Source organism: Amphritea sp. (assembly GCF_048266285.1).
Taxonomy (GTDB): Bacteria; Pseudomonadota; Gammaproteobacteria; order Pseudomonadales; family Balneatricaceae; genus Amphritea.
The window spans coordinates 75417-88742 of the sequence record NZ_JBLWZV010000003.1; the positions used below are offsets into that span (position 1 = coordinate 75417).

10 protein-coding genes are annotated in these 13326 nt (G+C 50.0%); 2 read left to right on the forward strand and 8 right to left on the reverse strand.

Annotated elements, in window-relative coordinates:
• Both ACN0T0_RS05695 and ACN0T0_RS05700 read right to left on the reverse strand, forming a co-directional pair.
• Complete coding sequence (locus tag ACN0T0_RS05695; RefSeq protein ID WP_417224119.1) at nucleotides 1-1914, reverse strand: putative nucleotidyltransferase substrate binding domain-containing protein; 1914 nt, start codon at nucleotides 1912-1914, stop codon at nucleotides 1-3.
• A gap of 150 nt (nucleotides 1915-2064) precedes the next feature.
• Entirely contained in the window at nucleotides 2065-3192 is a 1128-nt protein-coding gene (locus tag ACN0T0_RS05700; protein WP_417224121.1) for an FAD-binding oxidoreductase, read from the reverse strand.
• A 387-nt stretch (nucleotides 3193-3579) separates the two neighbouring features.
• Here ACN0T0_RS05700 and ACN0T0_RS05705 point away from each other — a divergent pair, with 387 nt between their 5' ends.
• Nucleotides 3580-4854 (forward strand): aromatic ring-hydroxylating oxygenase subunit alpha, encoded by a 1275-nt coding sequence (locus ACN0T0_RS05705; protein WP_417224123.1) that lies wholly within the window; start codon nucleotides 3580-3582, stop codon nucleotides 4852-4854.
• 100 nt (nucleotides 4855-4954) lie between these two features.
• On the opposite strand, the gene ACN0T0_RS05710 is transcribed toward ACN0T0_RS05705, so the two are convergent.
• Nucleotides 4955-6013, reverse strand: coding sequence for an MBL fold metallo-hydrolase (locus ACN0T0_RS05710; RefSeq protein ID WP_417224125.1), 1059 nt, complete (start codon nucleotides 6011-6013; stop codon nucleotides 4955-4957).
• 158 nt (nucleotides 6014-6171) lie between these two features.
• Between ACN0T0_RS05710 and ACN0T0_RS05715 the strand changes: the two genes are divergently transcribed.
• Complete coding sequence (locus ACN0T0_RS05715) at nucleotides 6172-6768, forward strand: TetR/AcrR family transcriptional regulator (protein WP_417224126.1); 597 nt, start codon at nucleotides 6172-6174, stop codon at nucleotides 6766-6768.
• Nucleotides 6769-6788: 20 nt separating this feature from the next.
• Here ACN0T0_RS05715 and ACN0T0_RS05720 read toward each other — a convergent pair whose 3' ends face one another.
• The 5 genes from ACN0T0_RS05720 to ACN0T0_RS05740 all read right to left on the reverse strand — a co-directional run bounded on the left by ACN0T0_RS05720 (nucleotide 6789) and on the right by ACN0T0_RS05740 (nucleotide 13251).
• The gene (locus tag ACN0T0_RS05720; RefSeq protein ID WP_417224128.1) at nucleotides 6789-7031 is read right to left on the reverse strand and encodes a hypothetical protein; all 243 of its coding nucleotides are present in this window, start codon (nucleotides 7029-7031) and stop codon (nucleotides 6789-6791) included.
• Between the two features lie 114 nt (nucleotides 7032-7145).
• The gene (locus ACN0T0_RS05725; RefSeq protein WP_417224129.1) at nucleotides 7146-8720 is read right to left on the reverse strand and encodes a BCCT family transporter; all 1575 of its coding nucleotides are present in this window, start codon (nucleotides 8718-8720) and stop codon (nucleotides 7146-7148) included.
• A 520-nt stretch (nucleotides 8721-9240) separates the two neighbouring features.
• Nucleotides 9241-10038: an electron transfer flavoprotein subunit beta gene (locus ACN0T0_RS05730; RefSeq protein WP_417224131.1), complete on the reverse strand. Its 798-nt coding sequence runs from the start codon at nucleotides 10036-10038 to the stop codon at nucleotides 9241-9243.
• Complete coding sequence (locus tag ACN0T0_RS05735; RefSeq protein ID WP_417224133.1) at nucleotides 10028-11290, reverse strand: electron transfer flavoprotein subunit alpha/FixB family protein; 1263 nt, start codon at nucleotides 11288-11290, stop codon at nucleotides 10028-10030. The genes ACN0T0_RS05730 and ACN0T0_RS05735 overlap by 11 nt, the downstream gene beginning before the upstream one ends.
• Nucleotides 11290-13251, reverse strand: a complete 1962-nt coding sequence (locus ACN0T0_RS05740; RefSeq protein ID WP_417224134.1) for a (Fe-S)-binding protein — start codon at nucleotides 13249-13251, stop codon at nucleotides 11290-11292. Before ACN0T0_RS05740 ends, ACN0T0_RS05735 begins: the two co-directional genes overlap by 1 nt.
• Between the last annotated feature and the right edge of the window lie 75 nt (nucleotides 13252-13326).

A 13326-nucleotide genomic window follows, 5' to 3' on the forward strand; every position in this document is an offset into this window, starting at 1 on the left:
CTAACGGCCCGCAAAGGGATAACGGAATTTAAGAAAGCGCTGGCTATTACTCAATACCTTGAAAGCCTCTTTCAGATTACGCCGATCAAAATCCGTCAGCGTTTCCGGTTTAATACTGTTAGAAGGCTCTCGACCCGCTTCCACATCTGCCGCCTGATGACGAATACGCACCATCGAAATAAATTCTAACGCATCGCGCAAATCAGCGGCCCGGCCCGGCGGTAGAATGCCCGCTTCAGAGACATCATCGAGGCGCTCAAAAGAGTTTTGTACTTTGGAGCCAACCGCTAACGCATGCACGCGGATGAGATCCGACAGTGGCGCCGTTCCTCGACGCTTGAGATTGATCGCATTACCGTGCTGCCCATCCTTCTCCATCACGAAGTCTTTAAAAAAGCCCAATGGCGGGGTGCGATTCAGCGCATTACGGGCCAAGCTGGCTAAAAACTTAGGCGAACGCTGCGCTTTATGCGCCACAAAACTATTCAGCTGGACGGCCCAGTCCACTTTGCCCCAGACACCGTCCAGATCAAAGAAGATTGAACAGTTCAACAATGCATCCGGGGATGGGTTCTCGATCCAGTCGGTAAAGGTTTGCTGCCACTCTTTGCGGGTTTTACGCCATGTTGAATTGGTTGCCATAATATTACCGGTACAGTACACATAGCCGCAGCGATCCAGCCCATCACTGACAAACTTGGCTAGCTGAGCAAAATATTCACCATGTTGCTCTGGCTGATAGCGGTTATCCAAAATCAAAGCATTGTCCTGATCGGTCACCACTAATTGTTCATCCCTCGCCATCGAACCCAAGGCAAGAAAACAGTAAGGCAGTGGTGCAGCCCCCAGCTCGGCCTCTCCTAACTCAAGCAGACGCTGTTTAAAGGTGCGCCCAATCACCGACATCGCGCTGCCGATCATATGAGAGTTAGCACCCTCGGCCACCATGCGGACAAAACAGGCGTTGATCTGCGGTTGTAGTTCCGCCAGCTCATCAATACTGGTCTGACGCATAATGGTGCTAACCATATACAGGCTACTCTGGGATTCGTAACGGATAATATCCGAGGTCGCTAACACCCCCACCGGATAATCATCCTCGAGAATGGGCAAATGATGCAGGTTATAACGCAACATGGTCAGCATCGCCTCAAAAGCATAGGCATCGACATCAAGGCTGACCGGTTCAGTGGTCATCACCTCCGTCACCGGAGAATCCAGATCCAGTCCCGGTGCAACCACTCGGGTACGTAGATCCCGATCGGTAATAATACCGGCAAGCAGTCGGTCAGAGGTATCACTCAACTCATCACCGTCAGGCGACACCGATCGGTTTAACAGGTTCTCGGGAGAGTGCATAATCAGCAGCGAAGAAACCCCCGCTTCGGTCATCTTCTGCGCCGCTTGGCGTATTGTCGCCGAGGTATCGGCCATTACCGGGGTGCGTGAAATCAGGGTAGTCACTTTAGACACCATCAGATCACTTTTTTCCTGCTTATCAGACACCGCCTGATGCAGCAGGTTATCATCCACCTCAACAAAATAAGCGAAGGAATCGTAACGTTCACACAGTGACATAAACAGCACTTCGGGGATAAAGTAGATCAGCGAATCTTCGATCGTACGCGCCGGTAAGCGAACCTTCTGACTCATCAGCAAGCTTAACTGACCAAACACCTCGCCCTCACTCAGCCGATTATAGAGGTCTCCATTGCGACGATAGATCTCTACCGCCCCGCTGCGTATAACACTCAGCTCATGGATTTCATCACCAAAGAGGTAGATATCGGTACCCGCACGAAAATAGCTGATCTCCACCTGACAGGCGATTTCATCCACCTCCGCTTCCGGTAACTCATCAAAGGGGGGATATTGTTTCAGAAATCCTGCAATCTCAACCTGTTCTGCCTGCATCGGTCATTCCGTTTATGTCTGATGGCACTATTATGAGCGTAAAAAACAAAAAAATCGCCCATAACGGCCCCTAAACAAGACCCGGTCAGTTACGTTGACAGAGCTTATTTAGACGGCGATTACAGGCGATTTTATCGGTGCACGCAGCGCTTAGTAATCAATCACAACATCGGTCACCGGCACGCTACAACAGGACAATACATAGCCTGCGGCAACATCCTCCTCGGTAATACCACCGTTGTGCTCCATATTGGTTTCACCGGCTTTGATCAGCACTTTACAGGTACCACAGATCCCCATACCACAGGCTTTCGGAATCAGCAGATCTAGCTTAGAGGCGGCGGCGTGTAGCGTTTCACCCGGTGCGATCTGAATACTCTTACCTTTCCCAGCAAACTCAACTCGCAACATATCCGCCTGAGTCAGCGCATCGGCTTCTTCCTGAGCGATTTCCGCATTTTCAATCGCATCTTCTTCCACCTCAACCGGCGTCGCACCAAACGACTCCTCATGATAATGGGACATATCAAAGTTATTATTCTGCAGCAGTGTTTTAACCGCATTCATATAGGGTGCCGGGCCACAACAGAACACTTCACGCTCCATAAAATCAGGGGCGATAATATCGAGTTTCGTCTGATCGAGATAACCCCGATAACCATGCCACGCCTGACCGCTTTCAATTTTCTCGCAAATCAGATGCAGACCAAAGTTACCCACCCGGGAAGACATATGATCCAACTCCCTAGGGTAGATGATATCTTGCGGGGTACGAGCGCTATGAACAAAGGTGATATCCACATCGGCATTAGTATCAAACCACCAGCGCGCCATCGACATCATCGGTGTGATACCCACGCCACCGGAGAGCAGTAATACTTTTTTAGCCGGAAAATCAATACAGTTAAATAAGCCGACCGGGCCATGCACCGCCAGCTCATCACCTTCTTTCATGTTGTCATGCAGCCAACTTGAAACCAAACCGTTCGGGTCTCTTTTCACCGTAATCGAAAAGCTATAGGGCACCGAGGGTGAGCTAGAAATGGTATAGGAACGCATCACCATCTCACCGTTAATCTCCAGCTCTAGGGTGACAAACTGGCCCGGTTTAAAGAAGTACATCACTGGCTGTTCAGACATAAAACAGAAGGTGCGCACATCCCAAGTTTCTTGAATCACTTTGACACAACGGACATTGTGTCGACCATTAACCCAGGTTTGGGTATTAACCGGAATAAAACTCTCGGAACCAACGGTAGCAGGAATGGTAGTCGTCATGGTGTATCTCTCATCAGTGCGCGGTAATGCATCGGTTCAGTTACTGACTCAACTGCTTGCCCCCTAATGCCATTACACGGCGGTGACAGAAACAGTGACTCATCATTTCATATTCATTCATTGCATTGTCTGCCGACACTGCCTCGCGCTATTAACCATAAACGACACTTAATTGCTTAATGCGACCATATCCATGACAAAGCTGACGCTAGCGGCACAACAGCGCCTGCAATAGGTCGAAAAAGGTACTGAATCCTGTCGCGAATAGTCAACCTCGGAAACACAGCTAGGTAGAAGATGACTCCATGCAATACCTCTACTCAGGTCAGGGTTAATCCTGATCAACTATTTAAGCAGCACAGAGTGCTTTGAAGGAAGATCCAACTGATGAACCAAAATGACCTACTCAATACAACCTGCGCGACGATCCATGAAGCGCGTGAGGAAATGGCGAATCTACTTGAAGCACGGCCGGCAAACTACTCACTAGCCCAACCATTGTATAACGATCCGCTGATGTTCCGGATTGATGTGGAAGAGGTGTTCCAGAAAGAGTGGCTGTTCGTTGGCATGACCAGCGAAATCCCGGCCCGTGGGGACTACTTGACGGTGGAGGTTGCACAAAATCCGGTGCTGGTTATCCGCGATGCTGACGGCAGCATCAACGCCTTTCATAACACCTGTCGCCATCGTGGATCACGCATCTGCACCGAACACCGAGGCAAAGTCGCTAACCTTGTGTGCCCTTACCACCAATGGACCTACGACCTAAAAGGTAACCTGCTGTTTGCCGGTACCGAAATGAATGAAAGCTTTGACAACAAAGAACACGGCCTGAAAAAAGCCTTCTGTAAAACCGCCGGTGGCTTTATCTTTGTTTGCTTAGGAAAAGACGAGCCCGAAGGCGACTTCGATGATTTTTTAGCCACCCTTGAAGAATATATGGCCCCTTATGATGTGGAAAACACCAAACTAGCGGTGGAATCTAACATGTATGAACAAGCCAACTGGAAGCTGGTGCTAGAAAATAACCGTGAATGCTATCACTGTGTCGGCAACCACCCTGAGCTACTGAACACCCTGCTCGAATGGGATGACACCAATGACCCCCGTGCCTCACAAGAGTTTATCGATCACTGCAAAGAGCAAGCTGCCCGATGGGATGCCGAAGGTATTCCCCACGAACACCGCAGTTTCGGCCCCGGTCTGCGCAACCGTATTGTGCGTATGCCTCTGAAAAAAGGCACCCAAGTGATGACCTTAGATGGCGAAGCCGCCTGTAACAAACTTCTAGGGCGCATTAAAAACCCCCAGCTTGGCTCCATGCGTATTCTGCATCTACCGAACTCTTGGAACCATATGCAGTCCGATCACTTTATTGTATTCCGCGTCTTGCCGATCTCGGCTCAGGAATCGATTGTGACCACTAAGTGGTTTGTCCATAAAGATGCCGTAGAAGGGGTTGATTACGATCCAGAACGTCTCCGGCAGGTGTGGGATGCGACCAACGATCAAGACCGTATTCTGGGGGAAGAAAACCAGCGCGGTATTAACTCTATCGGCTATCAGCCAGGCCCATACTCAGAAACCTACGAGTTTGGCATTGTTAACTTTATGGAGTGGTATAGCGACACCGTGCAGAGCAATTTAAAGCAGCGTTAAGTGGGCTTACACTAAGCCTTTACGTTAATGATAAAAAAGAATACCCGCATTTTTTGCGGGTATTCTGATCTTAATCGTGTCGTAAACCTGTTTACTTGGCTCATTTAGCATAGGCTGACTCTACCGACATCATCGGCGCCCACCAATAGGCAAACGTATGCGGCTCACCCACCACCATCCGCTCACCAATTTTAGGCACGGCTAACGCAACTGAAGCATTCCACACCAGTTCGCTTATGCGCTCCAAAGGTTCATACCAAGCATGCATAGCCAAATCAAAAGTGCCGTTATGCACCGGCATCATCACCTTGCCCTGCAAATCTTTATGGGCTTGCAGACTTTCCTCCGGCGTCATGTGTACCTCGGACCAAAGCTCATTGTAGGCCCCGTTTTCAATCATCGTCAGATCAAAGGGACCGAAGCGATCACCGATCGCCTTGAAGCCGGCAAAATAGCCACTATCGCCACTGAAAAAGAGATTGTGCTGCGGCGTTTTGATCACCCAAGATGCCCATAGCGTTTTATCGCGATCATTAAGCCCTCGGCCAGAAAAATGCTGTGCAGGCGTTGCGGTTAACTGTACCGCACCTAACTGCACCGATTGCCACCAATCCAGTTCGGTGACTTTTTCAGCGGTTACTCCCCAGCGAGTCAGGTAGTCTGCCAACCCTAAGGGAACAACAAAATAATCTGCCTTGCCAGCCAACTGGCGAATACTCTCTTTATCCAAATGATCATAATGATCGTGGGAGATCAACACCCCAGCCAAGGGTGGTAGCTCCGCAATCGTGATCGGCGTTTCATGGAATCGTTTTGGCCCGGCCCAATTCACCGGAGATGCCCGCCTTGAAAACACCGGATCAATGAGCCAATACTTCCCCTGCACTGCTAATAGTAGTGTTGAGTGACCTAAGCGGTAGATAACCGTGTCGGCGTATTCCTGCAATAACGACTGAGAATCGATGGGCACGATCGGCATCTCGGTTGATGGGGTCGCTTCGGCATGTTTCTCAGTCATAAAACGCCAAGCAATTTTAGCCACTTGCATCACACCGTCTTGGCGAATGGGGGTCAGATTATGAAAACGCCCTGTCTCAAACTGGGCTGAATCAGGGTAGCTCCGCTTCGACTGACTCAATGAACAACTAATACCCGCCATCATGATTCCTCCAATAAGAACTAACACAAGCCCGCGCATAACTCGGCACCAAAAGTAAACTATACGGTGTAGTTTATATTTATATCTTTAAAAGTAAACTACTTAGTGTAATATTTAAAATATCATCACTCATCTATCACTCTTTTAAGTAGCTATCGATGAATCAACGCGAACGTAAACAAGCGGCCATTCTTGCCGCCGCCATCAGTGAATTCCAGGAAAAAGGCTTTCAAGGCAGCAGCATGGATGCTATTTCATTGCGAGCAAAGGTATCCAAGCGAACGGTCTACAACCACTTTGAGAATAAAGAGGCGTTGTTTCAGGTGATGGTTCAGCAACTATTTGAACTCAGTGCCGAACAGCAGGACTATCGCTACTATGCCGACCAGTCACTCAAACAGCAGCTCAGCACCATTGCGGAACGTAAAATCAAACTGTTTAACGATCCGCATATGAACAACCTTGTTCGGGTTATTTTTTCTGAATGCATCCACTCGCCAACATTAGTACAAGATGCACTGCAGAAATTTCAACAACAGGAGTTGGGATTAGAAAGCTGGATTAGCGCGGCGATTGCAGATAATCGGTTAAAAAAGGTCGACCCCCACTATGCCTCAGAGCAGTTTATGGGGTTAATCAAGAGCGTCACCTTCTGGCCTCAACTACTGATGAACCAGCCATTACCCGAAGCGCAGCAGTGTCAAAAAATTATTGATGACTCGGTGAGTATGTTTCTCAATTTTTATCAGTGTTAATTCACTACGCTCAGCAAGCCCTAAGCGCTTTCAAGTAAGCACAAGGCCTCTTGCACCGCCGGCAACATAATCGGACGCTTCGCATTAAACTCAGTAAATGCTGCTCTAAACTCGGCACGTATCCCATCATTCTGAGCCTCAAGCCAGCGCAACGCCACCGCGCTACATTCGGCCGGTGAATCGACCTCTGCCGGTAAGGGAATGCCTACCTGCATCAACCAGTCACGATAATCATCTTGGTCGATCAATTCGGTAATCATCATAGGATATCTCCCGTTAAACTCGATTTAAAAAGGTTTATAGCACGCGATTAAAACAAAAAAAGCTGGCACATCGCCAGCTTTTTAAAACATTAAAACAGGCTAACAAAAACCGTCTTAGAGCTCGGTTTTTAAACCTTTGTAAATACTAAAACACATCAATAACAGAATCGCCGTAAACGGTAACCCTGTGGTCACAGCACCGGCTTGCAACGCTTTGAGCGCTTCAGCACCACCGCCATACAGCAGTACTGCGGCAATCAAACCCTGTAATACCGCCCAGAAAATCCGTTGCGGTACGGGGGCATCCACTTTACCACCGGCGGTGATCGAATCGATCACCAGTGAACCGGAGTCCGATGAAGTGATAAAGAATACCAACACCAGAATAATTGCCAAGGCTGAAGTAATCGCCGTAAACGGCAGGTTTTCCAACATCTGGAACATCGCCAGTGACACATCGGTCAAGCCGTTCGCCAAAGCACCCGTACCACTTTGCACTTGATCCAACGCCAGTGCGCCAAACGCAGCCATCCAGATAGCGGATACAATCGTTGGAATCAACAGCACAGCGATCATAAACTCACGTACTGTACGGCCTCTAGAAACCCGCGCGATAAACATACCGACAAAAGGAGACCAAGAAACCCACCAAGCCCAGTAGAAGACAGTCCAACCGTTATAGAACTTGTCATCTTCGCGGCCAACCCAGTTACTCAACGGTACAATATCCGTAGCATAGTTGGTGACCGTCATGACCAAGTTGCTAAAGAACCCGGTCAGTGACCCGGCGAGAATCACAAACAGCAACAGCACGCCGGCGATCCCCATATTGATATTACTCAATACTTTTACGCCGCCTTCCAAACCACGAATAACCGAGAGAATGGCAATCCCTGAAACCGCGGCAATGATAATAATCTGCGTGGTGATATCGTTATCGACCCCAAACAGAAAATGCAGACCGGCAGAGGCTTGAGACGCGCCCAACCCCAGTGAAGTAGCCAGACCAAAGATCGTTGCCAGCACCGCCACTATATCGATAACATGGCCGATAGGTCCCCATACGCGCTCTCCCAAGATGGGATAGAAAGCAGAGCGGATCGTCAGTGGTAAACCTTTATTGTAGGTAAAGAAGGCCAAGGCCAGTGCGACAACACCATAGATCGCCCAAGGGTGTAGACCCCAATGAAACAGGGTTGCGCCCATCGCAGCCGCAGCACCTTCAGGTGTATTCGGTACCGCATTTAACGGTGTGCCCCACCAATCGGTATAGTAAGCCACCGGCTCGGCAACACTCCAAAACATCAAACCAATGCCCATACCCGCAGCAAAGAGCATAGAGAACCATGACATCCGGCTAAAATCGGGTTTGGCATCATCGCCACCCAAACGAATACGGCCCACGGGCAGCACAATCATCAGTAAGCAAAACAACACAAACACATTACCACCGATCATAAATAACCAGTCGAAGGTTTCTGTTGACCAAGTACGTGCGCCTTCAAGCATCACTTTCGCATCAGCAGGGAAAACCAGGGTTAGCACAATAAACACAATAATAGCCAACGCACTAGTGGTAAACACGGGGTTGTGGATATCCATTCCCAACACCTGAACGTTATCCTGACCGGCCTTATAATCAGAGGTGTATTCCGCTGATTTCGGACCGTTTTGAACTTTATGGTTCATAGAATTACTCCAGATTCTTTTTTATAGAACTGTCAAACAGGGTGCAGAATTACCAGTAAACCATCAGAGCCAACAGGTTCCATACTCAGCAACCTCACGCAACAGTGCCTGGATCAATCTCAGATTAAGAAGACAGTTATTACCTTCAACGAAAAAGAGATCACAGGTTGCATCGATATTACGAGTATTGGCCGATTGACAACTGACTCGTTACGACAGAAAAAACGACAAAATGCCTGTTTTCGACAGCGCGTTATACTAACGGAAAAAGGGGGTGAATAATGATGAAAAGCAAAAAAAACCACTTCGAAGCCGTGAACCCTCGAAGTGGTGAACAATAACCTGATGATCAAATTTAATTACAGATTCGATTTTGGGTCAGGCGGCGGTAAAAAAATCACCAATAATGAAGCATCCTCATCATATAAAAGTCGTTCTCAAGACACTCCTCATTTAGCGGCATTTTTTAACGTATTAACGACATTTAACCGCTTATTGACTGCTGATAGCATCACGAGGATTAACGTAACACACCCTCTTCTATTAACAGATCAACAATAGCCTGCGCTTGTTCACCGGCGGATTCCTGCTTCATTATCCGGCCCCCTTCAGATTGAGACTTAGCCGTCGCCGCTTTAAATCGTTCAGCTGCCGTTTTAGCCTTAATCACCTTCAATCGTTTAGGCCGTTTTTTGGCCACCGCTTCATGCCACGATTGACGTAACGTATCGGTTTCAGCATCGACAACCGTGACCGTCATTGCCGCTCGTTGAGCCGGACCGAAAGCGCTTTGACGTGCCATCGGTGCGGCCGTATCAATGCTAGCAATAAAGGGGAGTCGCACCTTGACCGCACGGCGCTGGCCCCGAGGTAACGCCTGTAATACTTCGGCGACGCCCTCTTTAACAGAGACAATATCCGCGACGCGAGGGACAATAGGCCAACCGAGTTTTTCTGCCAATTGATATGGCAGCATACCCGAGCCTTCACCGCTTTCGGCACGCACGCCGGTCAGGACAATATCCACATCGGACTGCTGTAGCTGTTCCCCTAAAGGCGCGACCGCATCCGCAGCAGGATCGAGTTGCAATACATTGATCGCTGCCAAACCCATACCTGCGTAGCTTCGCAAGCCCGGCTCATGAGGATCGCCCGCATGCAGGACCATCAATCCATCGGCATGATCCGCCGATAGTCGCAGGCCTAATTCGACCGCTCGACTGTCTTGATCAGCACGCCGCACCCGACCCGACTGTGGATGTTTTCCCACCGACACTAAGGTGACAATTTTTAGCTTTTGTGATGAATTAGGCTGCATCCTGATCTCCCTCTATCGATGGCTGTGCACGAAACGCCTGCACCCGCTTTATCAGTTCACCTAGAATCTCTTCACTATCACCGATAGCACTGAGCGACGCGCGTTTAACCATATCGCAGCCGGCATCGGTATTGATCGCAATGACCTTATCGCACTGCCCGATACCCTGCATATGTTGAATCGCACCGGAGATACCCACCGCCAGATAAACCCGCGCGGTCACCCAAGTACCGGTCGCGCCGACTTGGCGGAAACGTGGCATAAAGCCATCATCCACCGCCACTCGGCTGGCACCTTCTGTCGCACCCAACACCGCCGCCGCCGCATGAAACTGATCCCAGTCATGGATGCCATTACCGGCCGACAGAATAAATTCAGCCTCAGCTAATGCAACCGCATTAGGATCAACAGCCACGGGCCCTTGATCGTGCAACTGCGACATTACTACCGGCCTTGACGTCAATGTCACCGGCAGAGCTTCATGTCGAGTTTCATCAATCTGATCCGCACACTCCTCAGCTAACATCAGTAACCGTGGCGTGGCACGGGTAATATCCATCGTGCCACCAGCACCACGACACACCGCTGTTTGATGATCCACCTGCCACGCCTGTACTGCTGGGCGTTCATAAAGTCGCGCCGCCAAACGAGACCCCAGATCAGTGCCACCATTGACACTATCGGGAAATAACCAGTGGCGCGGCTGATACTCGTTTTCGACCTGTAGCAGTGCCGCAAGACGCTGCTCTGGGCAATATCCCTCATAAATATCGTCATCGAGCAGTAACAGTCGATCCACACCGGCGGTATCGAAATGTTCCTCTTTCGCACTTCCAAAGCCGACGGTTAATACTGCGCCGGCACCTTCAATGCCTGCGGTCAATTTATGTGCTTGGCCAAGCACATCTTTATCATGGCCCGTGAGCCGGCCGCCCACCATATCCGCCACAACAACGATATAGAAATCAGGGTTTTCAACCCGGTGTAACGGCAGCTGAACCTCTTGGGAAGCACTGCGTCGTCCTTTACCAGAGGCCGCGGCATTACCTTTCAGGCGATCGATACGCTTAATACCGTTCGGCCCAATAAAGCCGACACGATGAGGGTTTTTACGCAATAAACCACTTGGTCCACGTACCTCAGCGGCATCATCACTCACCAGCGTGCCATGTAACGGATGTAACCGGTTACGGGCAATCCATTCTGCACGAGGGTCACGTCGCACGATATCTAACAAATTATGATTGGACATCAGTGCACCTCCTTAGCTAAGCCGTTGGCAGCAGGATCAACCAACTGATCCACTAGGATCTCAGCAATATCTTTCACCTGCGGACGCGGTTCAACCACCCCTTCGAGCATCGCTGTGCACTGTTGACAGCCTACCGCGACAAGCTCGGCACCTGTCTCATTCACATCTTCCATCCGCATATCGGCAATACGACGATCACCCGGGATATCCGTCACCGGTGCGCCACCGCCGCCGCCACAACAGCGGGAACGGAAACCGGAACGCTCCATCTCCGCGATTTCAATACCCATCGAACGCAGCAGTTCACGGGGCGCTTCATATTCACCGTTATAGCGTCCCAGATAACAGGGATCGTGATAGGTCACTTTGCCACCGATGAATGGATCTAACTGTAAACGCCCCTGTTGCACCAATGAATTCAGGAAGGTCGTATGGTGGAACACCTCAACCCCCTCTAATGCATCCGAGCCGAAATCGTTATATTCATTGCGTAAGCAGTGAAAGGCGTGCGGATCGGTGGTAACAATTTTGCTGAACTTATATTGAGAGAGTACCGCTAGGTTACGCTTCGCCAGATTTTGGAAAGTCGCATCATCACCCAAGCGACGAGCAACATCGCCGCTATCGAGTTCTTCATCTCCGAGTACCGCAAAATCAACCTTCGCTGCTTTCAGCAATTTCACGAAGGCCCGCAGAATACGCTGGCTGCGCATATCGAAAGCACCATCGGACACCCAAAACAACACCTCAGCTTCACGTACCTCTTTCATCAATGGCAAGTTTTGATCCGCCGCCCAGTGTGTCCGACTCGCGGGTGCATAACCGTTCGGGTTATCCGTGGCAATAATGTTATCCAGCACTTCAGCGCCCTTGTTGGGAGTGCTGCCCTTTTCCATCGTTAGGAAGCGGCGCATATCAACAATGGCATCGACGTGCTCGATCATCATCGGACACTCTTCCACACAGGCACGACAGGTAGTACAAGACCAAAGTGTTTCTGGGTCTAATAAGCCTTCCGTAATGATCTGATCCGGCCCACCTTGGGCATGACCTACCTCTTTCCCAGGATAGGGACTACCGGCATACTTCGCATCGCTGCCACCCGCTAGGCCAACCACCATATCTTGAATCAGTTTCTTCGGATTCAATGGCTGACCGGCGGCAAAAGCAGGACAGACCGCTTCGCACTTACCGCACTGCACGCAGGCATCAAAGCCGAGCAATTGATTCCATTTAAAATCGGTCGGTTTAGCGACACCCAACACACCACCAACCTCAGTGGCCAGCGATAGATCTACCGGTTTCAAACCCGTTGAACGACCACCACCAAACCTTTCTTGCCGCCGATGGAATGCCAAATGTAACGCCCCAGCAAAGGCGTGCTTCATCGGACCACCCCAGGTCATGCCAAAAAACAGCTCGCCCATGCCCCAAATAATCAGCGCCGTCAGCACCAGCGTTAATAGAATCCCACTGCTCTGTGCCATAAAACCATCAGACAGCACACCGGCCGCCGGTAGTGTCAACACAAAGAACCCACCGGCAAAGGCCAGTAAGCTTTTTGGTAGACGCATCCACGGACCTTTGGAGATCCGACTAGGCGGATTCAAGCGGCGCTTAAAGACAAACAGCGCGCCGACAAACATTAACGCCAGCGATGCTAACAGTGCCCATGCCAAGATCTGACTATCGATACCTAGCAGATGTACCAACATGATCAACAATGCCGACAAGACAAAACCGCCGCCCGTGGCCGCATGGGTTTTAGACATGTATTTGTCACGTTCGACAATATCATGCAGATCATGCAGGTAACGTCCAGGCATCGCCATCAAGCCCGCCATCAGATCAATCTGATCCGGCTGACCCGCACGCCATAAGTTAACCCGACGTACAGCACCGATCACTGCCAGCAGCAGCACCGTTGCAATCAATAAAGGATTTAACCATTCGACATTCATACTTCACCCTCGTAACTCAGGTGGAGAGCAGTGACGACTCTCATAATCTGACATACCCGTTTTTCAAACTGAAAC

Excerpts from the sequence above, each read along its gene's own strand:
- ACN0T0_RS05695 (WP_417224119.1), bottom strand. The coding sequence starts at position 1,914 with ATGCAGGCAGAACAGGTTGAGATTGCAGGATTTCTGAAACAATATCCC.
- ACN0T0_RS05700 (WP_417224121.1), bottom strand. The coding sequence starts at position 3,192 with ATGACGACTACCATTCCTGCTACCGTTGGTTCCGAGAGTTTTATTCCG.
- ACN0T0_RS05705 (WP_417224123.1), top strand. The coding sequence starts at position 3,580 with ATGAACCAAAATGACCTACTCAATACAACCTGCGCGACGATCCATGAA.
- ACN0T0_RS05710 (WP_417224125.1), bottom strand. The coding sequence starts at position 6,013 with ATGGCGGGTATTAGTTGTTCATTGAGTCAGTCGAAGCGGAGCTACCCT.
- ACN0T0_RS05715 (WP_417224126.1), top strand. The coding sequence starts at position 6,172 with ATGAATCAACGCGAACGTAAACAAGCGGCCATTCTTGCCGCCGCCATC.
- ACN0T0_RS05720 (WP_417224128.1), bottom strand. The coding sequence starts at position 7,031 with ATGATGATTACCGAATTGATCGACCAAGATGATTATCGTGACTGGTTG.
- ACN0T0_RS05725 (WP_417224129.1), bottom strand. The coding sequence starts at position 8,720 with ATGAACCATAAAGTTCAAAACGGTCCGAAATCAGCGGAATACACCTCT.
- ACN0T0_RS05730 (WP_417224131.1), bottom strand. The coding sequence starts at position 10,038 with ATGCAGCCTAATTCATCACAAAAGCTAAAAATTGTCACCTTAGTGTCG.
- ACN0T0_RS05735 (WP_417224133.1), bottom strand. The coding sequence starts at position 11,290 with ATGTCCAATCATAATTTGTTAGATATCGTGCGACGTGACCCTCGTGCA.
- ACN0T0_RS05740 (WP_417224134.1), bottom strand. The coding sequence starts at position 13,251 with ATGAATGTCGAATGGTTAAATCCTTTATTGATTGCAACGGTGCTGCTG.